This is a genomic window from Salinicoccus sediminis, assembly GCF_000986795.1.
Lineage (GTDB): Bacteria > Bacillota > Bacilli > Staphylococcales > Salinicoccaceae > Salinicoccus > Salinicoccus sediminis.
The window spans coordinates 281,125-306,945 of the sequence record NZ_LAYZ01000002.1 but is presented as its reverse complement, the minus strand read 5'-3'; the positions used below and the strand labels follow the sequence as shown (position 1 = coordinate 306,945).

Annotated in this window: 26 protein-coding genes and 2 riboswitches; of the genes, 7 read left to right on the top strand and 19 right to left on the bottom strand. The window is 50.6% G+C overall.

Annotated features, from left to right (window positions below; all coding sequences use genetic code 11):
• Positions 1–90: 90 nt before the first annotated feature.
• Genes WN59_RS05280 through WN59_RS05265 form a run of 4 tightly spaced genes read right to left on the bottom strand, consistent with a single transcriptional unit; the run spans position 91 to position 3,801 of the window.
• Positions 91–1,083 (bottom strand): FecCD family ABC transporter permease, encoded by a 993-nt coding sequence (locus WN59_RS05280; protein ID WP_046513751.1) that lies wholly within the window; start codon positions 1,081–1,083, stop codon positions 91–93.
• Positions 1,076–2,047 carry a FecCD family ABC transporter permease gene (locus WN59_RS05275; RefSeq protein WP_046513748.1) on the bottom strand — a complete coding sequence of 324 codons (972 nt, stop codon included), beginning with the start codon at positions 2,045–2,047 and terminating at the stop codon, positions 1,076–1,078. The genes WN59_RS05280 and WN59_RS05275 overlap by 8 nt, the downstream gene beginning before the upstream one ends.
• Positions 2,037–2,852 (bottom strand): ABC transporter ATP-binding protein, encoded by an 816-nt coding sequence (locus WN59_RS05270; protein ID WP_046513744.1) that lies wholly within the window; start codon positions 2,850–2,852, stop codon positions 2,037–2,039. The genes WN59_RS05275 and WN59_RS05270 overlap by 11 nt, the downstream gene beginning before the upstream one ends.
• Positions 2,853–2,871: 19 nt before the next feature.
• Positions 2,872–3,801, bottom strand: coding sequence for an ABC transporter substrate-binding protein (locus WN59_RS05265; protein WP_046513743.1), 930 nt, complete (start codon positions 3,799–3,801; stop codon positions 2,872–2,874).
• A gap of 109 nt (positions 3,802–3,910) precedes the next feature.
• Between WN59_RS05265 and WN59_RS05260 the strand changes: the two genes are divergently transcribed.
• Complete coding sequence (locus WN59_RS05260; RefSeq protein ID WP_046513740.1) at positions 3,911–4,924, top strand: NAD(P)/FAD-dependent oxidoreductase; 1,014 nt, start codon at positions 3,911–3,913, stop codon at positions 4,922–4,924.
• A gap of 88 nt (positions 4,925–5,012) precedes the next feature.
• Here the strand turns inward: WN59_RS05260 and WN59_RS05255 are convergent, their stop codons facing one another.
• Positions 5,013–6,344 carry a sodium-dependent transporter gene (locus WN59_RS05255; protein WP_046513737.1) on the bottom strand — a complete coding sequence of 444 codons (1,332 nt, stop codon included), beginning with the start codon at positions 6,342–6,344 and terminating at the stop codon, positions 5,013–5,015.
• A 422-nt stretch (positions 6,345–6,766) separates the two neighbouring features.
• Positions 6,767–6,868, top strand: a riboswitch (SAM riboswitch).
• Positions 6,869–6,950: 82 nt separating this feature from the next.
• Between WN59_RS05255 and WN59_RS05250 the strand changes: the two genes are divergently transcribed.
• Entirely contained in the window at positions 6,951–8,246 is a 1,296-nt protein-coding gene (locus tag WN59_RS05250) for a Na+/H+ antiporter NhaC family protein (protein ID WP_046513733.1), read from the top strand.
• A gap of 33 nt (positions 8,247–8,279) precedes the next feature.
• On the opposite strand, the gene WN59_RS05245 is transcribed toward WN59_RS05250, so the two are convergent.
• The 7 genes from WN59_RS05245 to WN59_RS05215 form a co-directional block, all read right to left on the bottom strand.
• Positions 8,280–8,663 carry a 5-carboxymethyl-2-hydroxymuconate Delta-isomerase gene (locus tag WN59_RS05245; RefSeq protein ID WP_046513730.1) on the bottom strand — a complete coding sequence of 128 codons (384 nt, stop codon included), beginning with the start codon at positions 8,661–8,663 and terminating at the stop codon, positions 8,280–8,282.
• Between the two features lie 191 nt (positions 8,664–8,854).
• Positions 8,855–10,021, bottom strand: coding sequence for a M20 metallopeptidase family protein (locus tag WN59_RS05240; RefSeq protein WP_046513725.1), 1,167 nt, complete (start codon positions 10,019–10,021; stop codon positions 8,855–8,857).
• Between the two features lie 25 nt (positions 10,022–10,046).
• Positions 10,047–11,576: an AbgT family transporter gene (locus WN59_RS05235; RefSeq protein ID WP_046513721.1), complete on the bottom strand. Its 1,530-nt coding sequence runs from the start codon at positions 11,574–11,576 to the stop codon at positions 10,047–10,049.
• 144 nt (positions 11,577–11,720) lie between these two features.
• Positions 11,721–12,578 carry a LysR family transcriptional regulator gene (locus WN59_RS05230; RefSeq protein ID WP_231577122.1) on the bottom strand — a complete coding sequence of 286 codons (858 nt, stop codon included), beginning with the start codon at positions 12,576–12,578 and terminating at the stop codon, positions 11,721–11,723.
• A 96-nt stretch (positions 12,579–12,674) separates the two neighbouring features.
• Positions 12,675–13,835 carry an N-methyl-L-tryptophan oxidase gene (gene solA, locus WN59_RS05225; protein ID WP_046513717.1) on the bottom strand — a complete coding sequence of 387 codons (1,161 nt, stop codon included), beginning with the start codon at positions 13,833–13,835 and terminating at the stop codon, positions 12,675–12,677.
• A gap of 207 nt (positions 13,836–14,042) precedes the next feature.
• Positions 14,043–15,539 carry a sodium:solute symporter family protein gene (locus tag WN59_RS05220; RefSeq protein WP_046513714.1) on the bottom strand — a complete coding sequence of 499 codons (1,497 nt, stop codon included), beginning with the start codon at positions 15,537–15,539 and terminating at the stop codon, positions 14,043–14,045.
• A gap of 16 nt (positions 15,540–15,555) precedes the next feature.
• Positions 15,556–16,935, bottom strand: coding sequence for an LLM class flavin-dependent oxidoreductase (locus WN59_RS05215; RefSeq protein ID WP_046513711.1), 1,380 nt, complete (start codon positions 16,933–16,935; stop codon positions 15,556–15,558).
• 90 nt (positions 16,936–17,025) lie between these two features.
• A riboswitch (SAM riboswitch) is annotated at positions 17,026–17,126 on the bottom strand.
• Between the two features lie 136 nt (positions 17,127–17,262).
• Between WN59_RS05215 and WN59_RS05210 the strand changes: the two genes are divergently transcribed.
• Positions 17,263–17,985, top strand: coding sequence for an MBL fold metallo-hydrolase (locus tag WN59_RS05210; RefSeq protein ID WP_046513705.1), 723 nt, complete (start codon positions 17,263–17,265; stop codon positions 17,983–17,985).
• Between the two features lie 130 nt (positions 17,986–18,115).
• Positions 18,116–18,337 (top strand): hypothetical protein, encoded by a 222-nt coding sequence (locus WN59_RS05205; protein ID WP_046513701.1) that lies wholly within the window; start codon positions 18,116–18,118, stop codon positions 18,335–18,337.
• A 129-nt stretch (positions 18,338–18,466) separates the two neighbouring features.
• Here WN59_RS05205 and WN59_RS05200 read toward each other — a convergent pair whose 3' ends face one another.
• The 6 genes from WN59_RS05200 to WN59_RS05175 all read right to left on the bottom strand — a co-directional run bounded on the left by WN59_RS05200 (position 18,467) and on the right by WN59_RS05175 (position 22,521).
• The gene (locus tag WN59_RS05200; RefSeq protein ID WP_046513697.1) at positions 18,467–18,817 is read right to left on the bottom strand and encodes a hypothetical protein; all 351 of its coding nucleotides are present in this window, start codon (positions 18,815–18,817) and stop codon (positions 18,467–18,469) included.
• Positions 18,818–18,881: 64 nt separating this feature from the next.
• Positions 18,882–19,475: an alpha/beta hydrolase gene (locus WN59_RS05195; protein WP_046513693.1), complete on the bottom strand. Its 594-nt coding sequence runs from the start codon at positions 19,473–19,475 to the stop codon at positions 18,882–18,884.
• 24 nt (positions 19,476–19,499) lie between these two features.
• Positions 19,500–20,120 (bottom strand): flavin reductase family protein, encoded by a 621-nt coding sequence (locus WN59_RS05190; RefSeq protein WP_331386408.1) that lies wholly within the window; start codon positions 20,118–20,120, stop codon positions 19,500–19,502.
• Between the two features lie 3 nt (positions 20,121–20,123).
• The gene (locus tag WN59_RS05185; protein ID WP_046513690.1) at positions 20,124–21,017 is read right to left on the bottom strand and encodes a VOC family protein; all 894 of its coding nucleotides are present in this window, start codon (positions 21,015–21,017) and stop codon (positions 20,124–20,126) included.
• Positions 21,018–21,036: 19 nt separating this feature from the next.
• Positions 21,037–21,990 carry a ring-cleaving dioxygenase MhqE gene (mhqE, locus tag WN59_RS05180; protein ID WP_046513685.1) on the bottom strand — a complete coding sequence of 318 codons (954 nt, stop codon included), beginning with the start codon at positions 21,988–21,990 and terminating at the stop codon, positions 21,037–21,039.
• A gap of 90 nt (positions 21,991–22,080) precedes the next feature.
• Entirely contained in the window at positions 22,081–22,521 is a 441-nt protein-coding gene (locus tag WN59_RS05175; RefSeq protein WP_046513682.1) for a MarR family winged helix-turn-helix transcriptional regulator, read from the bottom strand.
• A gap of 186 nt (positions 22,522–22,707) precedes the next feature.
• On the opposite strand from WN59_RS05175, the gene WN59_RS05170 reads away from it, so the two are divergent.
• Both WN59_RS05170 and glnA read left to right on the top strand, forming a co-directional pair.
• The gene (locus tag WN59_RS05170; RefSeq protein ID WP_046513679.1) at positions 22,708–23,226 is read left to right on the top strand and encodes a VOC family protein; all 519 of its coding nucleotides are present in this window, start codon (positions 22,708–22,710) and stop codon (positions 23,224–23,226) included.
• A 77-nt stretch (positions 23,227–23,303) separates the two neighbouring features.
• The gene (gene glnA, locus WN59_RS05165) at positions 23,304–24,632 is read left to right on the top strand and encodes a type I glutamate--ammonia ligase (RefSeq protein WP_046513675.1); all 1,329 of its coding nucleotides are present in this window, start codon (positions 23,304–23,306) and stop codon (positions 24,630–24,632) included.
• A 69-nt stretch (positions 24,633–24,701) separates the two neighbouring features.
• Here glnA and WN59_RS05160 read toward each other — a convergent pair whose 3' ends face one another.
• Positions 24,702–25,229 (bottom strand): GNAT family N-acetyltransferase, encoded by a 528-nt coding sequence (locus WN59_RS05160; protein WP_046513671.1) that lies wholly within the window; start codon positions 25,227–25,229, stop codon positions 24,702–24,704.
• Positions 25,230–25,286: 57 nt separating this feature from the next.
• Between WN59_RS05160 and WN59_RS05155 the strand changes: the two genes are divergently transcribed.
• Positions 25,287–25,709 (top strand): hypothetical protein, encoded by a 423-nt coding sequence (locus tag WN59_RS05155; protein ID WP_046513667.1) that lies wholly within the window; start codon positions 25,287–25,289, stop codon positions 25,707–25,709.
• Positions 25,710–25,821 lie beyond the last annotated feature (112 nt).

Below are 25,821 nucleotides of genomic sequence, written 5' to 3'. Positions count from 1 at the left end.
TCCCTAATACCCGAATTTTCAGATGTAAAGCCGAAAAAGGCAGTGAAACCGTGAGGTCCCACTGCCTATTAAGATTGAATATATCATTTATCAGACTTTTCCCGCCCGGAGCAGCAGCCATACGAAGTACGGTCCGCCGATCAGGGAGACGACGATGCCTGCCGGTATGATCATCGGTGCAAGTAGGAGCTTGCCCAGGAGGTCCGCTGTGGTGAGCAGCAGTGCGCCCATCACAAACGATGCAAAGAACAGAAGCTTCATGTTATGCCCGAACATCATTCGGGAAATGTGCGGGGCGATGAGGCCGATGAAGCTGATGGCGCCGCATACGCTGACCGCAAGGCTCGACAGCATCGCCGCCAGCACGATGAGCACGATCTTTTCCCTGTTGACATTCATGCCGAACCCTGTGAGCATCTCATCATCCAGATTGAGCATGTCCATTTCACGGAGCCTCGAGTAGACGATGACCAGTATGATCAAAATATAAGGGACTGAGACAAGGACAAAGGCCCATGTATCCCCCCATATATTCCCTGCGAAGTAGCGGTTGAGCATTTCCATCTGCTCGGTATCGAACATCGATGTGAATACATAGACGAAACCGGTGACACCCATCGCGGTCGCAATACCGATCAGGATGAAGATATTGCTCTTGAACTCCCCGCTCATGAAGGACAGGGAGAAGATGATGAGTACCGTGAGCAGCCCGCCTGCGAAACTCATGATCGGCAGGGCGTACAGGTGCTGGGTCAATGAACCGCTGATGAAGGTGATGAATAAAACCACCCCAAAGCCGCTTCCGGCGTTCACTCCGATGATGCCAGGATCAGCCAGGGCATTCCTAGAGATCGCCTGCAGTATGAGACCGCTGACAGCAAGCGCCGCCCCGCAGACGAGCGTGATGATGATCCTCGGCATCCTGAAATCAAAGAAGACGGTCATTACATTCTCATCAGCGCTGCCCGTCATGAGGGCCGCGAGATCCTGGAATGTCAGGTTGAATGTACCTGTAACAAGGCTTGTAATGACCACAGCTATGAGCAGGATGACCGCAGCGGCCAGTTTATATGAATTACGCATACTGCCCACCCCGCTTCTTGATGATGTAGATGAAGAAAGGCAGACCGATCATTGCGATGACAGCATTGACAGGCGCTTCATTGAACACCCTTGCGAACATATCGGACAGGGCAAAGATGATTGCGCCGAACAGCCCGGTATAGATGATTGTGTATTTGTGCATATTGCCGTATATCATCTTGACGATGTGCGGCACCAGGAGACCGAGGAATACGACGTTGCCCACCATCGCAACAGCGATGCTTGAGAGCATGACGGCAATGACGAGCGTCAGCCATTTGTACAGTCCGCGGTTCTGACCGAGGGAGACCGCCATTTCATCACCGAACAAAAGGACATCCAGTTCTTTTGCCATCATATAAAGTGCGACGACGAGCACGGCCGCCAGCGGAATGACAATTACGAGGTTCCCTATGGACTGGCCGCTGGCGCCGCCGGCGGTGAAGAATGTCATGTACTGCCCGAGGTCATTTGTAATCACAAGGAAGTCCGTGATGGCATACAGGAACAGTGAAATCCCCGCCCCTGCCAGAATCAGATGGAGCGGGGACCGTGTACGGGTGACCGACAGGATGACCAGGCCGACCAGCATGCCGCCGACAAAGCCGCTCACCATGATGGCTACGAAAGATAATGCCGGAACAAGCAGTGCCGCCAGTATGATCGCAAGGTTCGCTCCGGCATTTATGCCGAGGATGCTCGGTTCACTCAGATCATTATGCGTCACGGACTGGAGCACCAGACCCGCAATGCTGATCATGAATCCTGATACGAGCGCCGCAAGTACGCGGGGCATCCGGATTTCATAGAGGATCTGATGCGTCTTGTCTGTCATATCAAGGCGGGTTATGACACTCCATACCTCACCGGGGGCATAGTTGCTTGCCCCGAACATCATCGCAAGGATGAAAGAAATAAGAACGCCCATCACAATGATGGGCAGTGTATACCATCTACGATCCATATTTGACGCCTTTCACCGTTTCACAGAACAGATCGTAATCTGCAAGAATCGGCTTTTTAGTGATGGGATCGATGGATATCTTTCCGTTGATATTGAAAACGTCATTCAGGATTTCGTTGGTCAGGACTTCTGCAGGGTGGCCGCTGGTGATGATATCCCCGTCTTTCATGACGACAAGATTGTCAGAGTACTTGATTGCATGGTTGATGTCATGCAGCACCATGACCACCGTCTGGTGGGACTGCTCATTGAGCTCTTTTACTATATTCAATGTTTCAAGCTGATGGTGAATGTCGAGATAGGTCGTCGGCTCATCGAGCAGCAAAACATCCGCTTCCTGTGCAAGCAGCAGACTGATCCATACACGCTGTGCCTGCCCGCCTGAAAGCTCGCTCATCATGCGTTTGCGGAATTCATCCGCACCGGTTTCCCTCATCGCCCAGTTGATGATCTCTATATCATGCTCCTTCAGACTCTGGAACCGCTTCAGATGCGGATATCTGCTGAAGCTGACCAGATCCTCCACTTTGACATCATACTGCAGCTTGTTGCGCTGTGACAGTATGCTGACCTTTTTGGCGACTTCCTTAGATTTCATCTGACGGATGTTGATGTCATTGATGTAGACACCGCCCTCTTTTGCTGAAATGATGCGGGAAATCGTCTTCAGCATCGTCGACTTGCCGCAGCCGTTCGGACCGATGATCGTAGTCACCCTGCCTTCCATCAGTTCCATGTTTATATTGTGTAAAATCGCTCTGTCGTTCAGTTCCACTTTTATATCTTTAAGCGCCACACTCGTCATTGTTAGACACCTGCCTGATTTATTTCGTTAATGCATCGACCAGAAAGTCTTTCTGATGCTCGAGGGAATATGGGTCATTGTAGTAGAAAGTCGGCGAATCAAATTCAATCACCCGGTCGTTCTCCACTGCATCGAGACCCTGCCATACCTCTGTATCCTTATAGGCATTATCTGCGCCGGAATCACCGGTTCCAACGAACATGAAGTCACCGGCATATTTTTCTATCTCTTCGGCTGATATGCTCTTCCATCCTGTTTCCACGACTTCATTCTGAATTTCTTCCGGTACTCCAAGTCCAAAACCCTGATACAGTATCTCTGTACCGCGGCCCCAGTTCGTTCCATATACATATATATCTTTTGCGTATTGTTCCATTACTGTTGCGGTGACGTCTTCACCAACCGCTTCCTCTACTGCCTTCTTGTCTTCCGCAAGTTCAGCCTCAAAGCCTTCAACCCATTCAGCCGCTTCCTCTTCCTTGCCGACTATCCGACCCATTTCCTCATGGATATCCAGATAGTTCCACTTGTCATAATCCACCGGAATCGTCGGGGCAATCTCTTTCAGCTTGTCCAGATTTTCATCTGTCGAGAAAGTGATGATGAGGTCGGGATCCAAATTCATGACCTGCTCCACGTTGCCGACTTCAAGCAATTCCACATTACCATCTTCGGCTATCGGCTTCAATACTTCACTGCCTTCAATATCGTTTGAAACGCCTGCCACATTCGCATCAAGCTGCATCAGGTTGCCGAAATAGCTCGACGCCAGCACGACGATGCGCTGCGGGTCTTTCGGAATTTCAATCTCTTCGCCGCCATCCGTCGTATACGGCACCATCTCCGGCTCCCCGCCGGAAGCCTCTTCAGTCCCGGCATCCTCGGAATTGCCGCACGCTGCGAGGATCAGAGCCATCATTGTTGCAATCATCCATATGTACTTTTTCATTTTCCTGCCTCTTTCCTGTTCCTAAATTATATTTCTCATTGATAATCATTATCATTGATTATATAATAAATGAGAAACCACCCAATTTCAACAGAAAAGAGGATGGAGCATGAAAATTTCTGATACGCTGATCATCGGCGGCGGCCCTGCGGGCCTTTACGCAAGCTTCTACGCCGGACTCCGCGGCATGAGTGTCCAGATCATCGAACACCATCCGGAGCTTGGCGGCAAACTCAATATATATCCGGAAAAGATCATCTGGGACATCGGCGGCATTCCACCCGCCCCGGCCCAGGACATAAAGAACGACATGATTGAACAGGCTAAGACGTTCAATCCCGGCATTTCTGTTTCCACAACATGTGAAACAATCACAAAACATGAGGACTATTTCGAGGTTATCACTGATAACGGTATCTTTTACAGTAAAACCATCATCATCGCGTCCGGCCGGGGCATTTTCACCCCGACGCGTCTCAAAGTCGAAGGCGCGGATAAATTCGAAATATCCAATCTCCACTATACAGTCAAACGTTTCGCCCGCTTCAAGGACCGGCATGTGCTCATTTCGGGCGGCGGCAATACCGCCATCGACTGGGCAGCCGAGATTTCCAATATTGCCGCGAGCGTCACGATGATATGCCGGAGCGACGCCATGCGCGGACACGAAGCGATGGCCGAGGAACTCCACCGCCGCGATATCGACATACAGTTCAACAAGTGCATCGATCACCTGACACCGAACGAGGCAGGCGACCGCATAGAATACGTCGTGCTCGATGACGGCAGCCAGGTGGCAGTCGATGATGTCCTCGTCAGCCACGGCTACGATTCCAACTGCGCCTTTCTCGAAGCGATGGAAGACCAGTTCGATTTCAATGAGCATCAGATGCTGAAAACCGAGCATATGGTCGACACGCCGGTACCCGGCATCTTTGCATGCGGCGATCAGGTCGAATACGACAACAAAGTCAGACTCATCGCCGGCTGCTTCTCAGAAGCCGCCCAGGCGGCGAATCATGCAAAACTCTTCCTCGATGAAGATGCCCTGGCTGAGGGCATGGTATCTTCACATAACGAAGTCTTTGCAGAGAAGAATAAGGAACTCATGAAGAAGATGTAAACCTTATAGAATGAGGAAGGCGCCCAAGGGCGTCTTTTTTTATTTCACACATAGTAAAAGCCGGGATTCTTATCCCGGCAGAAAGCAATCATATCAAAGCTGTTATGAACACGAAGAGTATGATTACAGGAAGCAGGTATCTGATGATGAACACCCATGTCCCGAATATCAATCCCTGTTTCACATTCAGTGCCTCAGAGACTCTGTCGAGGTCGACTTTCCATCCGAGGAAGAGTGTGGCGAGCAGCGCTCCGAGTGGCATGAATATGTTGGATACGAGCATGTCCATGGTGTCGAATATGGACCTTGAGAAGATCTCCACATCCGACAGCACGCTCATGGAAAGGGTGCTCGGTATGCCGAACAGGAAGATGAGCACAGCAAAGAGCCATGTGGCCTTATTCCGCTTTTCCTGACGCCCTTTGATGACGTTGCTGACATTGATCTCAATCATCGAAATGGATGAAGTCAGCGTCGCGAAGAGGAACAGCAGTATGAACAGCAGGTAGAACCAGATACCGCCTACGATTTCAGCGAATACCTTCGGCAGTATGATGAACAGGAGACCCGGGCCCTGGGCCTCGTCCTGCATGCCGAATGATGCCACGGCCGGGAAGACCGCGAGCCCTGCAAATATCGTGATGATGATCGTCGTGAGGACGATATATCCCGCACTGTGCGGAAGGTTCACATCATCTTTTACATAGGATGCATAAGTGAGCATCCCCATTGCCCCGATGGACAGGGCGAAGAATGACTGGCCGAGCGCGAACAGCACCGCTTCACTTGTAATCGCACTGAAGTCCGGCATGAGCAGGAACTCCACGCCCTCCATTGCACCGGGCAGTGTCATGCTGCGCGCAATCAGCAGAAGGAATGTCAGGAACAGCATCGGCATCATGATTTTCGATGCACGCTCTATCCCTTTCTCGATTCCTCCCGTCACAATCCATGCCGTGATGAGCATGAAGGCGGCCTGGCCTGTGATGACCATCCACGGCGTGCCTGTCACCGCATCGAACAGCCCGGGTGCTGTGACATCCGCCATGCCGAAAATGTCACCGATCGCCAGTACAAAATACACCATGATCCAGCCGCCCACTACGCTGTAGAAGCTGAGCAGTATGAAGGCGGCGATATTGCCGAGCAGGCCGATCAGCCCGTATGCACGGTGTCCGCCCAGGAATTTGAACGTGTCGATCGACGGCCGTCTGCCGAGGCGGCCGAGTGTGAATTCCACCATCAGCATCGGCAGACCGATGAGCAGTGTGAATATGAGGAATATCAGGAGGAACGCGCCCCCGCCGAACTGCGCTACCATGTATGGAAATTTCCACACGGCGCCGAGGCCTACCGCCGAACCCGCCGCAGCCAGTATGAATCCGAGCCTGGACCCCCATTGTACCTGTTGTTCTTTCATTGTATGAACCACCTTACCTGTCATTTTCCATTCCAATAAAAAAAGCCACCCGGTCCGTCCGGATGGCTGGTAAAGTGTGCCATCCAAAGAGATCAGATGGCCGATTCCAATTCCTCAGCCATCGCAAGTACAAGACAAGATGACCTGTACTTACGATGAGTAAATACAAGTCTACATGCGATAGCTATACCAGATGTTTATGTTGATGGTGCGGAACATGGAAATCATCCTTTTCAGGAAATATTAGAATGTCACTATTCTACTCACATGTGAATCTCTTGTCAAACATCAGATAATTCTGTGTCTTCCCGGTTTTGTCATATGAAATCATAGCATATGGGTGGAGTTTCGCACACCCCTATTGACACAGGAGGTTTCACGCGTTAAAGTAAATGAATTAAATGAATATTGAATGAACATTGATCTTATCAAGAGAGGTGGAGGGACTGGCCCTTTGAAGCCTCGGCAACAGCTCATGTGAGCCAGTGCCAATTCCAGCAGCCAAAAGGCTGTAAAGATGAGAAGAGATACAGTTTTTTTGTGGCCTCTTCCATATCTGAAGGGGCCTTTTTTCGTCCTGAAAATCATTAAAAGAGGAGCATTATTATGAAATCTGAACAATCCAAAGGGAATCCGGTCGCGCTGCTGCCGCTCTTGGTGTTTGTACTGCTGTTCATCGGCACGGGCATCATTACGGGTGACTTTACAGCCATGCCGATTCCTGTCGCACTCGTCATAGCAATCATCGCGGCGCTGCTCATCAAACCCAAGGACCGTCTTAATGAAAAGATCGGCATCATCACAAGGGGGGCCGGCAAGGAAAACATCATGCTCATGGTGCTCATCTTCCTTATGGCCGGAGCGTTTTCAAAAGTCGCCGAAGGCATGGGGGCTGTGGACTCCACCGTCAATCTCGGGCTGACACTGCTGCCGGGAAGTCTGCTGCTCGTCGGTCTGTTCATCATCTGCTGCTTCATCTCCATATCGATGGGGACTTCCACGGGCACAGTCGTCGCTCTTGCCCCGATTGCGGTCGGGATCTCCGACCAGACGGAAATCGGCCTGGCACTTGCGCTGGCGACGGTCATCGGCGGTGCCATGTTCGGCGATAACCTGTCTGTCATTTCCGATACGACGATTGTTGCGACACAGTCCCAGGAAGTGAAGATGGCAGACAAGTTCAAAGTGAACTTCTTCATCATACTCCCGGGCGCAATCGCAACAGCTGTCATCCTTTATTTCATATCGACTGGGATCTCGACAAATGTCGGGGAAGGGATGGAATATAGTCTGATTAAAGTCATCCCCTACCTGGCGGTGCTCATAATCGCCCTCTGCGGCGTCAATGTACTGACTGTCCTCGTCGGCGGGACGGTGCTTGCCGGCATCATCGGATTCATCGACGGTTCGTATAATTTCACATCCTTTGCCGGTACTGCCGGCGAAGGCATTGCCAGCATGATGGAAATCTCCATCATCGCCATATTGATCGGCGGAATGATCGGGCTCATACAGCATTACGGCGGAATCGACTATCTGCTCCATTTCATCACAAGGCGCATCCGCTCCAGAAAAGGTGCTGAATTCGGCATCGCCTCGCTGGTCAGCGCGACGGATGTCAGCACTGCCAACAACACGATTTCAATCATCATCACAGGCCCCCTTGCAAAAGAGATTGCGGATGAGTACGGCGTTGACCGGAGGAAATCCGCCAGTCTGCTCGATATTTTCGCAGCAGCGTTCCAGGGTCTGATCCCGTACGGCGGACAACTGCTTGCAGCGGCGGGCATTGCGGCGATTTCACCGGTCGCCATCGTCCCTTACTCAATCTATCCGGCCATGCTTCTCATCTGTGGCATCATCGCGATACTCGCCGGCTTCCCGAGAAAGCTGAAGGCATAGAAAAACTCACTCCACTGAGGTGGAGTGAGTTTTTCAGTTTTCATATCTCGTGTGGATATTATTGTGCTTGTACGTCTCGTTTTGGAACTCATACAGTTCCATGGACAACGCGATATACCTCGATTCGAAAATATGCACAAAGTGTCCCTTTATCGTCTGGAACAGATTATCGCATACCGCTTTCTTCTGTTCATCCGTGCGGCCGGGGGCAAGCTTCAAAGTGACATGCACGAAGGCATCATCCTCGGTGCCATCAGCGACAATATAATCGCTGAGCTGGATTGCCCGCGTCCGGAGTCCGGCAGCCGGTATGATGTCGCTGTGACCGAGCAGTGTCTGATTCACCTTTTCCAGAAGACCGGCAATATCCGCTTCCCCTTTGATGTTATCCGTGTATTCGATATACAAGTGCGGCATCCAAGACCTCCCTTATATGAGTGTGCTTACGAGGGCCCCGTCAGTATGATATCCCCTTTATTGAGCGTCATGAAACCACTCAGATACTCGATCAGAAAGCCGGCGCATCCATCATCCCTGAAGCCGCACAACGTAAGAACAACCTGGCGGGCATAATGGCCCTGAATATCGCAGACAGTAATATGTTTATATCATTCCGTCATTTCAAGCGCAACGTACACCATCATTTTCACCCCGTCGATGAATCCGTCTTCGTCCATGCCGAATTTCGGATGGTGGTGCGGATACTCCATGTCCTTCCCGGGGTTTCTCACCCCGATCATCGCATAGGTCGAAGGTACAAGCCTTGAGAACGAAGAGAAGTCCTCCCCGCCCATGACAAGCGGAAAATCAAATACTTTGTCCCCAAACTTCTCTGTCGCAATCTGCCTCACTTTATCCGTCATCCCGTCATCATTCACGACGGCAGCATAACCAAACTGGAAGTTGAAATCATATGTCGCACCGTACATTTCACAGATATTTTTCACAGCTTTCTCCATTTTTTCCCGGACGAGCAGCCGTGTATCATCATTGATAGTCCGGACACTGCCCGACAGCTCTGCTGTATCCGGAATGATATTTTTTGCGCTCCCGGCATGGAAATTCGTGGTCGAGATGACGACAGAATCGAGCGGCGATGTGATGCGGGATACGATTGCCTGGAACTGGCTGATGATCTGCACGCCGATATTGACCGGATCGACTGTCAGTTCAGGCTGGGATGCATGGCCGCCGCTGCCCTGTATGATGATTTCGAAACCGTCCGAATTGGAAGTGACCGGCCCGTTGGTGATGCCGATTTTCCCCACGGGCACTGGTGTGAACAAGTGCTGTCCGTATATGAAATCCAGATCATCGAACAGCCCTGTTGCGACCATCTCCTGTGCACCACCGGGAATCAGCTCTTCGGCATGCTGGAATATAAGGTAGACTTCACCATGCAGCCTGCCTGCATTACCGGACAGGATCTTCGCGGCACCCAGCAGTATCGCCGTGTGCCCGTCATGCCCGCATGCATGCATCTTACCGGAAACTTCCGACACAAAATCAATGTCCGTCCGCTCTTCCTCTACAGGAAGCGCATCGATATCCGCACGGAGACCGATCTTTTTCCCCGGATGCGCCCCTTTGATGATTCCCAGCACACTCGTCGGGGTCGGACGGCTGATTTCGATGCCGTCCATCTCCTTCAGCGCATCTTCGATATATTGACTCGTCCAATGCTCTTCGAATGACAGCTCGGGATGCCTGTGCAGCGTCCTTCTCCATTCAAAAACGTCAGACATCACATTATCAATCTGTTGTTCTATACTCATTTTTCATAATACCTCCAAAATTTTATTATTCCGGCAGATAGATCGGCCCTTCGACACCGAGCGGTATGCCGATCAGATACCATACGATAAGCAGGATTGTCCACGCAAAGAAGAGTACGATCGAATATGGGAGCAGCGTCGACAGCAGTGTGCCCAGCCCCGCATTTTTGTCATAACGCTGTGCAAACGCAAGTAGCAGCGGCAGATAGGGCAGCATCGGAGTAATAGGATTCGTGAATGAATCACCTATGCGGTAGAGCATCTGCGTAAATGCAGGATCATAACCGAGCAGCATGAACATCGGTACGAAGACCGGCGCCAGTATCGCCCATTTTGCCGATGCACTGCCGATCAGCAGGTTGATGAGTCCGGCCAGCAGTATGAAACCGATGATCAGCGGGATCCCCGAGGCATTGACAGCTTCAAGTACGTTCGCACCTTTTATGGCTATGATCGGACCGAGGTTACTCCAGTTGAAATAGGCCAGCATCTGGGCTGCGAAGAACACAAGGACAACATAGCTTCCCATCGTGCCCATCGCATCACCCAGCATGCTGCCGAAATCCCTTGTCGTCTTGATCGTCCCCACTTTCAGGCCATAGACGAGTCCAGGCACGAAAAAGAGTATCGTCAGAACGAAAATGATTGAATTCATGAACGGGGAGTCCTGTATTATTGATCCCGTTTCCGGATTACGGAAAATCGCATTCTCCGGAATCAGAAATACCATGAAAACAAGGAAGGTCAGCACCGCTGAGATATTTGCCCATCTGAGGGCCGTGATTTCCTCCTTTTTCAACGGTTCCTGGTCGGCCGCAGTTTCACCTTCATATGTACCAAGCCTCGGTATCGTAATCTTTTTCGTCACGAAGTAGACGATGAAGAGCAGGAAGAATGTAGCCACTGCTGTGAAATAGTAGTTCATCAATATGTTACCCGAGTATTCCGGGTCGATCAGCTGGGCAGCCGGCTCGGTAAATGCTATCGCCAGTGCCTCTGTCATCCCCGGAATCACATTCGCGGCGAATGCCCCGAGAGAGGCGGCGTACGCCATGACCAGTCCTACGAATGGATGATAGCCGAGCTTCATCACAACCATCGCCGCAAGCGGCGGCAGTATGATCGGTGCTGCATCACCCGCTACATTGCCGATGATGCCGACCAGGATGATGGCAGGCAGTATGAGCTTCTGCGGAGACACTTCTATGGCGCGTTTCATAGCCGTTTCAAAGTATCCTGATTTCTCGGCGATGCCGATACCGATCATGACGACCAGCACCATGCCGAGCGGTGGAAATTCGCTGAAATTCGTAATTGCTTCTGTAAAGATACGTACAATCCCTTCACCATTGAGCAGGTTCACCGCCTGGATGGTTTCACCATCCGCCGGGTTGACCGCCTCCCATTTCATCATGCCGCCGATGAAAGACGCCCCAAGTATCGTGAACATCAGGATGATGAAAAGTACGATCGGGTCAGGCAGTTTATTACCCACCCGCTCAATGACATCAAGAAAGCGATTGAATATCCCTTTCTTCGCGCTTTTGTGTTCCATGTGCACCTTCCTCTTTGTTACAATTTTCTAATTATTAGACCATTATTCCAAACTGGGCGGAAAAGCACAAGGTATATTTCTAAACTGATAATAAAAAAATTCTCCTCTTACACATATTGGTGTAAAAGGAGATTACAGGCATTTTCATGCATCTTTAAATTTCCGTACCGTCTCAGCAAATCTTTCCAGCATTCCCCGCTTCCCGGAATCTCTGGGCCAGATGAAATCCGTCGAGATGTCATTGTAATGTTTTGGAATATCATAACTGTAGAGCGCGCCTGTCTCAATGAGTTCAGAAACGCTCGCTTCCGGCACCAGGCTTATGCCGAGTCCTGCCCTTACACTGCCGAGTATCGTTTCCATCGTTCCGAATTCCTTGACCTTCGTCTTCTCTATCCCCGCATCAAGCAGCCATTCTTCCAGTTTCGCCCTGTAGCTGCAGCCTTTTTTGAAAACAAGCATGGGTTTCTGTTTTAGATCTGCCATCGTAATTTCCGGTGCATTCGATATCAGCACCAGCCTCTCCCTCAGTATTTCCATCTTGTTGATATTCGGGTGATCGGTGAAATCAGCGACAAACGCACAGTCGATATCCCTGCTCATGATCTGGCGGGTGATATTTTTTGTCACGTCGGTATACACGGATATATTTACTTCAGGATTGCAGAGCTGGTATGCCGTCAATATTTCCGGGAGTCTGGTGATGGTCTCGACAGTCCCCACTGTGACGCTCCCTTTTTGCGACCCGTCATCAAAGTCCTCGTGCAGAGCATCGACGCGAGCAAGTATACCATCAGCATGTTTCAGCAGTTTTTCACCGTCCGGGCTCAGCACTGTGCCCCGGGCGGTACGCAGAAGCAGCTCTGCATCAAGCTCCGCCTCCAGCGCCTTCATCCGCGTTGTAATATAGGATTGTACAAAATTCAGTTCTGCGGCCGCCCTGCTGATGCTGCCCTCAGCAGCCACGCTTTTGAATATCCGAAGGTCCTTGAGCTCCATCATACCCCTTCTCCCTGATTTTACTGTCATCTTCATTCAGGTCAGTATACAGTAGTGTTTCACAGGAACACAATGGAAAAGCTCTGCCTCCGATGGATATCATATGCCGCTCTTATCCGGGTACAGCGCCTGTCGCCCGGCTGAAAACGAGGAGATGTCCCGACTGGTTCCGCCTTTTGTCACAAGTGCGCTCAGAATCTCCCCCACCACGCTGGAAAATTTGTAGCCATGTCCGGAAAAACCGGCGGCAATCGCAATATGGTCATATTCAGGGTGCAGATCGATGACAAAATCTTCATCCGGTGTGTTGGTGAACATACACGTTTTGCCGACATTCAGTTTCCCGTTCGCCTGCGGCATATATTCACCGAGGAAATAACGGAGATCCGCCTCATCTTCCCCATATGCGCCGAATTCCCGGTTCATATACTCCGGCGCGCCGTCCACACCGTTATCAAAGCAGCCGACTTTCACGCCGGTCCCCTCAATGCTCGGGAATCCGTAAAATGTCCCGCCCGGCATGTCACATATGAAACCGGGGAATTTATCGGCTGCATAAAGCCGGTCTTCGGAGTCGAACCAGCCGATGACACGCCTGCTCGGCTGTATCGCTATTTCCAGGTCCAGGTAGGAGAGTATTTTTTTATTCCACGCGCCGGCGGTGATGATGAGTTTGTCAGCAGTGAACACACCGTCCCGGGTTGAGATGCGTACAGAATCCGTTTCGACATCAATCGACGTCACCGGTGAATCCGTCATGAGTTCCGCACCGTTCTCGAGCGCAAGCCGGCGGAACGCCCGGATGCAGTTCCCGGCAAAGAGCACCCCGGCATCAGGCTCGTAGCAGCCGATATTATCCTCCGGCAGCGTGATGCCGGGCCAACGCCCCATGATCTCATCCGCCGACAGTGCTTCGATGTTCATATCATACCTGCGGCCGGACGTGACCGCCTGCTCCACAAACTCAGAACCCTTTTTGCCGAACGTCAGTACCCCCGTCTTCCGGAAGAGCGATTCGGATGTTTTCCCCTGCAGTTCATCCCAAAGCTCCTGTGACCTCAGGCCGAGCGGCGCGTACTCGGGCCCTTCACCGCATGCATGGCGGATGATGCGCGTATCCCCGCTGTGGCTCCCGTTCTCATGCGGCGGATCGAACGCATCGATCATCAGTGTCCCGATGCCCTTTTGTGACAGATAATATCCCGCAGCCATGCCCATCGCTCCTGCACCGACGACAATTACATCATAATGGTTATTCATGTTACCTCCCCTTCCATTTCATCTGTTAATGAAATCATACTCCATGGAGATATGGGTTGTAAAATTACTATACAAGATGGGAGGCATCTCCATTTGAGATGGGATACTAATAATCTTTAAAATACCACTTCCAGAGTGACAGGCTGATAACCATAAGCGAAACTATGGACCCGTACAGCCAGATGGTCAGCATTTCGTTTACAAACATCATACGCCCCCTTCCTCTGCATGGGTCCTGCCGTCAGTCAGACGGATGACCCACGTGGCGATATTGATCGTGGCAATGCCGATGAATGTGGATACCGCACCTGCTGTCATCGTACTCGGTATCACTCCTGTGAAGTAGAGCAGCAGATATGACCCCAGGCCGCAGAACATGGACAGCTCGGCAGCTTTTGCCGGCGCCCTCCTTTTGGCGTATACCGCCTGCAGTATCGGGCCCATCGTCCCGGCTGCAATGCCGGATATGCCGATCCACATGACATCACCCATATATTTCGGCGGTTCAAGAACAAGCAGAAATGCAAGAAGTCCGATTACGGGAACTGTCATCCTGCTGATCCTGAAGGCGATCTTCTGCGCTTTGTCGTCACTCACTTTCACGATTTTGCGTCTGACCAGGAATTTCAGGAAAATGTCGTTGGCGAAGACGGTTGATATGGACACAAAGATCCCGTCCGTCGTGGACATTGCCGCTGCGAGTATCACCACACCGAACATGGCTACGAAAATGGCAGGAAATGCCCATATGATATAATCCATCAACGCAAGATCGGCAGCAGCTGCGGAATCGCCAAGTGCCGCCCTGCTGTATAATCCGCCAAACAATACGAGGACACACAGGGTGGCGACTGCCACGTAGGTCGCTATCATTTTCCCGAGGTCCTTCTCATTCCTGAGACCGAGCACCTTATTGAACAAGTGCGGGGCGGATGCGAATGCCCACTGGATCGTGATGGCGCCGACGACCGCACCGAAGGAATAGAAATGCAGTGATTCCGGATTGAAGACGGCGACGAGGTTTTCATTCTGTCCAGCAAGGTTGGCTGAAATCCCCGAAAATGTATCGGTGATGCTGCCTTTCCAGAAGATGACGATGCCGGATACGAAGACGGCAATCCCCGCAACGGCCATGATGACCACCTGGATGGCATCCGTGTAGATGTCCGCAATGGCTCCCCCTGCGAACACATATACGACGACGACTGCGGTGATGAAGATGAGCCCGCCGGTATAGGACATGCCGAGAAGATATTCAAATATCTTGGCGCCGGCGACGAACTGTGCGGCGATATAGAATATATTGAACAGCAGTATGAGGGCTGTGCCGACACGCAGCACATCACTCTGGTAGAAATCCCCCAGCCAGTCGGGAAGGGATATGGATTTCTGTGTCGTATTGAGCTTTCTGATCTTCTTCGCGACCATCAGGACACCGACCGGCCCGCCGAGTATTATTGCGAGAAACAGCCACAGGTTTGAAAACCCCCATTCATACGACCATCCCGGGTAGCCCAGAAACGTTGCCGCACTCAGATAGGTTGCCGCAAATGACAGACCGAGTACGTACGGTCCCAGCTTTCCGCCACCTGTGGCAAAATCCGCGATGGTCTTCATCCTGCGGGCGCTCAGGTAGCCGATCACAAGCATCAGCAGAAGGAAGGCGATAAAACCTATCCATGTATATAGCGTAATCTGCTCCATATGATTCCCCTTTCCGTCATGTCAATTTTGTAACCGTACTTTCCGCTTTGGCCGGGTGGTTCTCCGCAATAAGATTCTTTCCGCGGCCGAACATGTTTTCACGGAGCGTCTTCCCTTCATATTCCGTCCGGTAGATGCCGCGTGCCTGCAGTTCGGGGACGACATGATCGACGAACTCCCGGAATGTTCCCGGCGAATAGCTTTGCGCAATATTAAAGCCGTCCGCTCCGCCGCGCACTGCCCAGTCTTCCATCATGTCTGCAATCGTTTCCGGCGTGCCGATGAATTTTACGGTGCCGTTGCCGAGACCATGATTTTTGACCGCTTCACGGAGTGTCCATTTTCTGTTGGGGTCTTTTGTATACATATCCAGGTTACCCTGCACGGCTTCCGTCTCAATATCCTCGATATACTGGTCCGGGTCGTAGCCTGAAAAATCTATGCCGGTGTGCCCGGAGAGAAGTGCTGCCGTCCCTTCATAACTCACATTCTCCTGAAGTTCCTCATATTTAGCGTGAGCCGCTTCTTCCGTCGCTCCGATTATCGGGAGTATCATCGGGAATACCTTCACGTCATCCGCATTCCTCCCCTGGGCAACCACACGTTGCCGCAGGTCTTCAGTATAGGAAGCCAGTGCCTCGAGCGAATGGTTTTTCGTAAACACCGCCTCGGCATGCCTGGCGGCAAAATTCCGGCCGCGCGAAGAAGCGCCCGCCTGGAATATGACCGGGGTCCTCTGCGGGGACGGTTCGACAAGGTGAGGCCCGGGCACATTGAAAAACCTCCCTTCGTGATTGATCTTATGCACCTTCATTGGATCGGCAAACGCATCGTGCGCCCTGTCATGCAAAACTGCACCGTCATCCCAGCTCTCTTCCCAGAGTCTGTAGACCACTCTCAGAAACTCGTCCGCCCTGTCATACCGCATCTCTTTAGGCAGGCGTTCAGCCAGACCGAGATTCACCGCTTCACTCTCGAGATACGAAGTGACAACATTCCATGCCAGACGGCCTTCCGTCAGGTGATCGAGTGTCGATAATTGACGGGCCAATGAGTAAGGTTGTGCATAGGTAGTTGACACCGTCGGGGCGAATCCCAGATGGTCTGTTGCCGCAGCCATGGCAGGAATGACGAGCAGTGGATCGTGTGCGGGCAGCTGCACAGCATGTTTCGCAGCCGGCCCGTGCGTACCACCATAGACGCTGTATGTGCCGAGCACATCCGCTATGAACATCGCATCAAATTTTCCGCGCTCAAGAGTTTCTGCAGCATCTATCCAGTAATCCAGCCTGTTGTGATCCGTCCCCTTATCCTTGTCATGTTTCCATAATCCTGTCGAATGTGGCGAAGGCGAGTTCTGGATGAATCCGTTAAGGTGAATCTGCTTTTTTGTCATCATAAATCCTCCTGTCAAAAGTTTTTGGATATAAAAAAGCCCTCTTTCAATGGATAGAAAGAGGGCTGAATTATAAGATTCTCCGATTTCCTCCTATCTTCTAGCAATACGCTACTGGAATTGGCACAGTTCTTAAAAAGTCTGCTGCCGAAGCTTCAAAGGGCCAGTCCCTCCGCTTCTCTGGATAAGAAAATTCTGAAATATTAAGTTGTTCCGCTTAATATATATCATCACGGCTGCATGTGTCAATGAATTTATAGTAATTTAGTACGATATATTTTACCCACTGTATGTTAATATGTACATAAAACAAAAGTGGTGAAAAATATGCTCTCTCAAATCTCTCCCCATGTCCATATCCTGCCTTTTGAGGAAGAACGTGACAGGCCGAACCTTGGATATATCCACGGTGAGGACTACAGCATGCTGATTGATGCAGGCAACTCACCTGCCCATCTGAAGGCAATGCTTGGAGCAATCAGTGCGTCTGACCTCCCTGCTCCCAAGGCTGTCCTCATCACCCACTGGCACTGGGACCATACTTTTGCGATGCACGCGTTCCCAGGGCTGACCGTTGCCCACGAGAAGACAGACAGTATACTCGGCACGCTGACAGAATGGGAATGGACAGAGGAAGCCATGGCTGAGCGCCTCCGCACCGGTGAAGAATGCGAATTCTGTGACACCCATATCAAAATTGAATACGGAGACATCGCAGAGATCAGAGTCGTGCAGGCCGACATTGTATTCGATGGCAGTGCCACCTTCAACCTGGGCGGTGTCACCGTGGAAGCAACACCCATCACAAACCCGCATTCAGATGACGGCATCGTCGCTTTCATCAGGGAAGACAGAGTGCTGTTTGCAGGTGATGCCGACACAGGAGACTTCTACAAACTGGACGGAGGATATGATTCCGACCGTTTCCACCATTACATCAATGAAGTCGATCAGATAGACTATGACACGTATGTCCACGGCCACCTTGAGCCAATGTCGCGGGCAGAGACCAGTGCTCTGCGCAAACAGATAGAAGCGGAAGAGCTTTAGTAAGAAAGCGTTCGCATGGGGTTCTCAAATATTTCCCGGGTAATGCCACAGTATGCTTTTGAGAACAGAGTCACTTATGATACACTCATCACCATACTTAATTCACTGCAAAATGGGAGCGATTTTTCCGATGAACCCAATCAGTCAACTTCTGGACAATAACGTCAAACTTGCATTATTGCTTGTCTTTGTTATACATCTGGCGGCCATTGTCGTAATGGTACTGATGCAGCATCATTTCCATACCGAGGAGATCAATCTCCTCGTGAGCGGCGCTGTGGCCAGGGATGAAAATTATGAACTTGTGATCCACAACGAACTGACGAAGTCGTACAGTTTCAAGACGGAATGACCGAAAAAACAGGGACCGGATTTTCCGGTCCCTGCTTCTATATATATAATCATTTTTCCTTATCTGCATGTCTAATGCCCTTTAAAGAATAAGCCCCCGCGCATTTTCATTCATCCAACCGGTTTCCGCTTACTTCCTGCGGAATGTCTCTGCAAAGCTCAGTGTGTTCAGACCAAAGAATTTAAGTGCATTTTTGCTGCCTTCATAACCGTGCCCTGCTTTATAGTGTTTGAAGATTGCCACACCCAGTACAGTGTTGATCATCACTGTCCCGATCCTGGTGAATGTCTTACCCAGGAATGAAGCGAACAGGAATGCTGAACCGATCGTCTCAAGATATCCGGCAACCTTCATCTGGTTGCTGTCCACCTTGAATTCACTTTCAAACTCTTCCCCCATCTGTCCGTCATTCTTCACTTTGGCAAGTCCGCCGTCGATCATGCTTTTACCTACATAGGCATTCAGTAAATATTGGATCATATCAATATACTCCTCTTTATATAAATTTATGCGTCGCTTCTATTTCAGTCTTTATCTGGTGATATTACTTGTTCAGCCAATTTTTAGCTTCCATAGCCACTTCCTGTGTCAGGCTGTGACCGTTCACCCATGCGGTCGTGACGTCTGCGCCTCTGTCTTCGAAGAGGCTGATGACCCTCTCACTCTCAGATTCGGGCACGATCGGGTCGCCCTTGCCGAGTGACAGGAATACTTCCGTCCCATTGAAGTCCTGTTTCTCTTTTACATCAGCCGGATAGAGCGGTGCGAACAATGCCGCCTTCCTGAATGTTCCAGGCTGCCGGAGCATCATCTGTATCGCAATGTTCGAACCATTGGAGAATCCGACGAATACGACATCTTCCAGTTTGAAATCATACTCTTCTGATTTCTTGACGATGAACTCATAAAGTTCGTTTCCGCGGAAATCCAGGTCCTCCCAGTCATACTGCCCTTCACCATGGCGTTTGAAGTAGCGGTTCATGCCGTTCTCCTGCACATTTCCCCTGATTCCCAGGATGTTGTACCGGGGATTCAGCAGTTCCGCGAGCGGGACGAGATCATTTTCCGTGCCTCCTGTGCCATGCAGCAGTACGAATACCGGTGCACCTTTTTCCTTTTCTTTATAAATATGTTCCATTGATTACACTCTCCATTCGTTGGGTTATTCAGGACGGTCCACTGTGAACATCCTGCCTATTTCAGCATAGTCATTGCCTGCAAGGCGACTTACGGCTCCGAGTTTCAGCGGGTCGATATAGCCGTCCTTATATATCGCTTCATCAATATGATAGTGCTTCACTTTCAGCAATAAAATATCCGTCGTCGGCACTCCGTCATCGCCCAGGATGAGGATTGAATCATAGAGTTCAGTTTCGAATCTCACTTTCGCCTCACTGACCCCGGGCACGCGTACCGCTTCCGACTCCGTCCGGGTGAAGCCGGATATTGTGAGTTCACTCTCATCCGGCCCGAGTGGCGCGGAAGCGAGATTCGCCATGGCGACGTTGTCACTGTCCACAATCTGGACGACCACTTCCCTGCTTTCAAGTGCATTCCTCGCGGTATCTTTGCTTTTCCCGCCCGACCGCTGCACTGCCACGGACAGCATCGGCGGATCATAGGTGACGATGTTGAAATAGCTGAAGGGCGCCACATTGACGATGCCGTCACCGGACATGGTGGAAACCAGCGCAATGGGTCTCGGTATGACCGAACCGATCAGGAATTTCTTCTTCTCTTTCGCAGTCAGTTCCCCGGGGGAAAAATCGAGCATCCTGTCCATAAATTACAGTTCCAGCTTCGGCAGCGAGCGTTCGTATTCCGGACGCCTGTGCTCGTATTGTTCCGGCAGCTTCAATGCCGAGCCGAGTGACTCCATATCTTCGTCGGCAGTGAAGCCGGGGCCGTCCGTCGCGAACTCGAATACGACATTGCCGGGTTCTCCGAGATATATGGATTCGAAGTAGTTCCTGTCCTTGACCACTGTGACACCGAACCCTTCCCCTCTCAGGGCGGACTGCCATGATTCAAGTGTTTCGCGGTCCGGCACGGACCATGCGATGTGATGGACAGTGCCGATGCCGAACCGGCCCGGCGCCATCGGCGGGATGGCCGTGATGATGTGGTGCCGCTCTTCACCGAGGGTTTCGAAGTGCTGGTTCTGGCCTTCGGCATCAAGGGATTTCAGTCCCATCTTTTTGGTCAGGAGTTCTTTCGTCCCTTCCGGGTTTCCTGACAACAGCACCGCCCCGTGGAATCCGAGGATCTTATCGACATCGGAAGTCTCGCCGCCTTCGACGATGGCGAGCTCAAGCCCGTGTACATCATCAAACTCGAGGGTCTCCCTGCCAAACAGCCGGGTCTCTTTCGTATTAATACTGTGATTGTCCAGATGCTCCTTCCAGGAGCTCAGGCTGCCTTTTGGCACTCTGAAGGCGATCCTGCCGACCTGGCCACTCCCTTTGCGGCCATAATTGTCATTCGGCCAGGGGAAGAATGTGATGACCGTGCCCGGTGTTGCGTCATGATCGGCAAAGTACAGGTGATAGACGCCCGGATCATCAAAGTTGACGGTCTGCTTGATCAGTCTGAGACCCAGCACATCGCGATAGAATTTAAGGTTTTCGTTCGGATCGCCGACGATTGCCGTGATGTGGTGGATCCTTTTGATTGGTTCCATTTTGATTTACCTCCATTATTTATGAGCGTTTCGTGTTGAATGGACGGATCTGCGCTTCGATATATTCACGTTTCGGCTCGAGGAATGGCGGCAGTGCAAGACTCTCACCGAGCGTTTCATAAGGCTCATCATCCATGAATCCCGGGCCATCTGTAGAAACTTCAATGAGGATGTGGCCAACGCGTGTATAGAGGGCTTCGAAGTAGAAGCGGTCAACATTGCCCGAATGTCCCATGCCGATTTCGTCATACTTCGCTTCCCACTGCTTGATTGCGTCGTGGTCTTTCACCCTGAATGATACGTGGTGCACCTGGCCGTAACCCTGGCGGCCGGCAGTTGTTTCGTCCTTCCTCAGAATGACCTGCCCGCCGTTGCCGCCTTCACCAACGTTGAAAACTGTCACATTCTCTTCCTCTATGAGCGGTTTCATACCGAATATATCGGTCAGCACTTTCTGGAAATCCTCGAAGTAGCTGACTGTGATCTCAATCGGACCAAGACCGTATATCGCCTTGTCTTCCGGCACAGGACCATTCTTCCAAGGTTTTCCTGGTGCAACACCTTCGTTGTTTTCATCGGAGAACAGCTGGTATCTCTGTCCATCAGATTCCTCGAAAGGAAGGACCTTTTTGCCGAAGAGCTCCCGGATGCCGTCATGCTTCACGCCGAATTCCTCGAAACGTTCCCTGTAGTATTCAAGTGCGGCATCATCCGGCACTCTGAAACCCGTCCTTGAAATCGAGTTCGTTCCCGGCGTACCTTTCGGATTGTTCGGAAAGTCGAAGAATGTCATATCCGTACCGGGCGAACCCACATCATCCGCGAAGAATGTATGATAAGTGTGGATGTCGTCCTGGTTGACCGTCTTCTTGACCAGTCGCATTCCAAGTACATTTGTAAAGAAATCATAGTTTCTCATTGCGTTATCCGTCATTGCTGTAACGTGGTGGATTCCAAGCAGTTCATTTGCCATTGATAAAAACTCCTTTGTAATTATTGTCCAATTATCTCGAATTCAAGATAATCACTTTTATAAAAGCCCGTGTCCTTTTCAGGCACCAGCTTATTTCAACAGACTTTCTGCGTGTATGCCGATGCGTTTGAGGAGGTTGATCGCATCTTCGACTTCACTGTCATCCCATTCATCAAAAATGGTGTTAATCAGCGCTTCCTGCTCCTTCACACGGGTTTCCATGTACTTCCTGCCCGCATCCGTGATGCAGGCAAACATCTTGCGGCGGTCCTCCGGACACGGCTTTCTGTACAGGAAGCCCTTGTCCTCAAGCTTGTCTATGACGTAAGTGATACTGCCACCGCCCATGAGCACCCGCTTGCCGATCGACTGGATCGGCTGGTCGCCCTTGTGATGCAGCAGCTCCATCACCGCATACTCATTCAGGTTGATCTCCTTTTTCAGGAAATCCTGCTTGATCAGCTTCTGCACCGACTGGGACGATTTGATAAAAACTGTAAACGCCTTGATGCGTGGGTCTTTTTCTTCCATCTCTGCACCTCCCCAAAATTAAATCGAAATTAATTATATTAAATTTAATATATTTGAAACTAATGTAATTATAAGGCAATAACTTACAAAATGCAAGTATGTAATTAAAAATATTTGTTGAGATTTATTTTAAGCATGATCAGCGGGCAAAGAGGGAACACTGTTTTAATGAAAGGAGTGGACGAATTGGGCATAGTAAGAGGCATGAACCACATCGGATTAACCGTCCCAGATATAGACGAAGCAACAGAGTTCTTCAAAAAGGGGCTGGATGCGAAAGTGGCGTATGACAGCCAGACGCCGCAAGATCCGCCGAGAGGCGGGAGTGAAGTCGAAAGATTCCTCGGAATACCGGAAGATTCCAAAATAACAAGGAAGCGGATGATCGTCATCGGCAACGGGCCGAACATAGAAATGTTCCAGCTTGAAAATGCATCCCCCGACCGGCCGCCGGGCCTCGGGGACCACGGCTACACCCACCTCTCGTTCTATACGGATGACATAGATGAAGCTTATGAAAAAATGAAAGCCGCAGGCGGAGAGCCTCTGTCGGAAATACACCAGAACACGAGATATGAGGACACAGAAGGCAATGGCACCGTCTATTTCAGGACACCGTGGGGCAGCCTGATTGAACTGCAGACACTGCCGAACGGCTACTACTATCCAAAAGACAGTGAATCGGAAGTGTTCGTTCCTGAATAATCTTCTAAACATGCGTTTTGCATATACTCTACAGGGAATACACCTAATATACGAACATTTGGGAGTGAACTTATTTAATGGGTGAATATTCGAAAGAGGATATTTTACGGATTGCAGAAGATGAGAATGTCAGATATATAAGACTTCAGTTTACAGATATACTGGGCACTATAAAGAATGTGGAAATTCCATTCAAACAGCTCGGCAAGGCGCTGGATGGCGAGATGATGTTTGACGGCTCCTCCATCGAAGGGTTTGCGCGTGTGGAAGAATCGGATATGTATCTCAAGCCCGACCTTGATACCTGGCTGATTTTCCCCTGGTCGTCGGATGATGCCAGGGCAGGCAGGCTGATCTGCGATGTATACGACATCGACGGCACACCGTTTTCCGGCGATCCGCGCTCCAACCTTAAGAGGCTTGTGGGTGAGATGCAGGATATGGGCTATGATGACCTGCATCTTGGGCCGGAGCCTGAGTTTTTCCTTTTCAAACTGGATAAGGAGGGCAATGCCACGACGGAACTCAGTGACAACGGCGGCTATTTCGACCTGCAGCCGATTGATTTCGGTGAAGACTGCCGTCGGGACATTACGCTGACACTTGAAGACATGGGCTTTGAAGTCGAAATGTCCCACCATGAAGGGGCGCCCAGCCAGCACGAAATCAGTTTCAAATACAGCGATGCAGTGACCGCTTCTGATAATATCCAGACATTCAAGCTTGTAGCGAAGACGATTGCACGCAAGCACAATCTGCATGCCACATTCATGCCGAAGCCGCTGTACGGCATCCCCGGCAACGGCATGCACTATAACGTATCACTGTTCAGAGACGGAGACAACGCGTTCTATGATGAAAACGATGAATTCGGCCTCAGCCCATGCATGAGATATTTCATGGCAGGTGTGCTCGCCCATGCCAGAGGATTTACCGCGATATGCAACCCGCTCGTGAATTCCTATAAAAGGCTGCAGTCCGGTTTTGAGGCGCCGAAATATGTCGCCTGGAGCGGCAGCAACCGTTCTCCCCTTTTGAGAATCCCGCCTTCCCGCGGACAATCGACACGCGCGGAAGTGAGGTCCCTCGACCCTTCGGCAAACCCTTACCTGGCGGCGGCTACCATACTGAAAGCGGGGTTGAACGGTATCCAGAACAAGCTGGAACTCGATAATCCAATCGACGAAAACATCTATGAAATGAGTGCCAGACAAAAGGAAACCGTGGAAGATCTCCCATCCACACTATACACGGCATTGAAAGCACTGAAAGCGGACGATGTCATCAGGGAAGCGCTCGGCGACCACATCTTCAAACAGTTCCATGAGAATAAAAGCATCGAATGGAACATGTACAGTTCCCAGATTACACAATGGGAAATTGATGAATATCTGGGACAGTACTAGGAACAGGAGAAAACAGCGGAATCCCCATGAAGCTTCGGAGGTTCCGCTGTTTTATACTTTATACTTTCATCAAGAAAAAGGTTCCGAATACTGTACAGTCCCCCGGACATCATCCAGCGCATCGTCAACAAGTTCAATCGCCATGAACGCTTCATCAGGCACATCGAACGGCGCGCGGATCCCCCACCCGCTGGCCGGTTTGAAGCCGAACTTCGGATAATATTTGTCATGCCCGAGGACAACCACCGACTGATATCCCAACCCCTGGGCTTTCTCCAGTGAAGCACGTATCAACTTACCGCCGATCCCTTTATGCTGCCAGGCAGGGGCTACGGAGACAGGCGCGAGCGCAAGTGAGCCGGTCGTCCTGCCTTCCTCTTCTATCGCTATCTTTGAGAGCATTATATGCCCCAATATTGAGCCATCCATCTCTGCCACAAGTGACAGTTCCGGGATGAAAGCATCCGTCTTCCTAAGTTTGTTCACAAGGTGATGCTCATCAGGGTCGTTCCTGTCCCCGCTCGTGAAAGCAGCCTTTACCAGTTCCTCAATTTCCCTGTGATCATCCGGTGTTTCCGGTCTGATTTTAACATCCATGCTGATTCCCCATTCCCAAACAGTTTTATAAACCTTATTATACAGAGGTGATGAAATTTGAAAAGTATACATGATAACCCCGTGAAATCTTTTTACTACGTGTCTGAGACATCCTATGGTCATATAGAACAATACTTGATACACAGAACCTGTATCTCCGCCAGAGGACTGATCAAAATCGAATTTTCACGACGCTGCTATCCATATGATGACAATGAATCACTGCCGGCCAGTGTGATATACAAATACAAAGTCCACCCCCAGAAAATCAAAACCCTCTTCAGAAATTATGACTTTAAAAACTTCAAGGATAACAGTTCACCCGTCGATGACGGCAATTCATTCAAAATGAGTGTCACCTACGAAAACGGTGAAATATACAAGATCAAGGGAAACATCTCACCTGCAGGTGATACCGACGAGCTGAGGGAGGAGATCCTGAAGCTGGTGGATTTCAAGGAAGTCCCTGATATTCTCTAAATATCCCTGTTGTCATGACGTATAACAACGAAAGCCGGAGCATTGGATTCTTTTATTCTCATCAGTTTTTAAATTTTTCCTGTAAAATGTTTATAAGGATGGAAACAGGCTA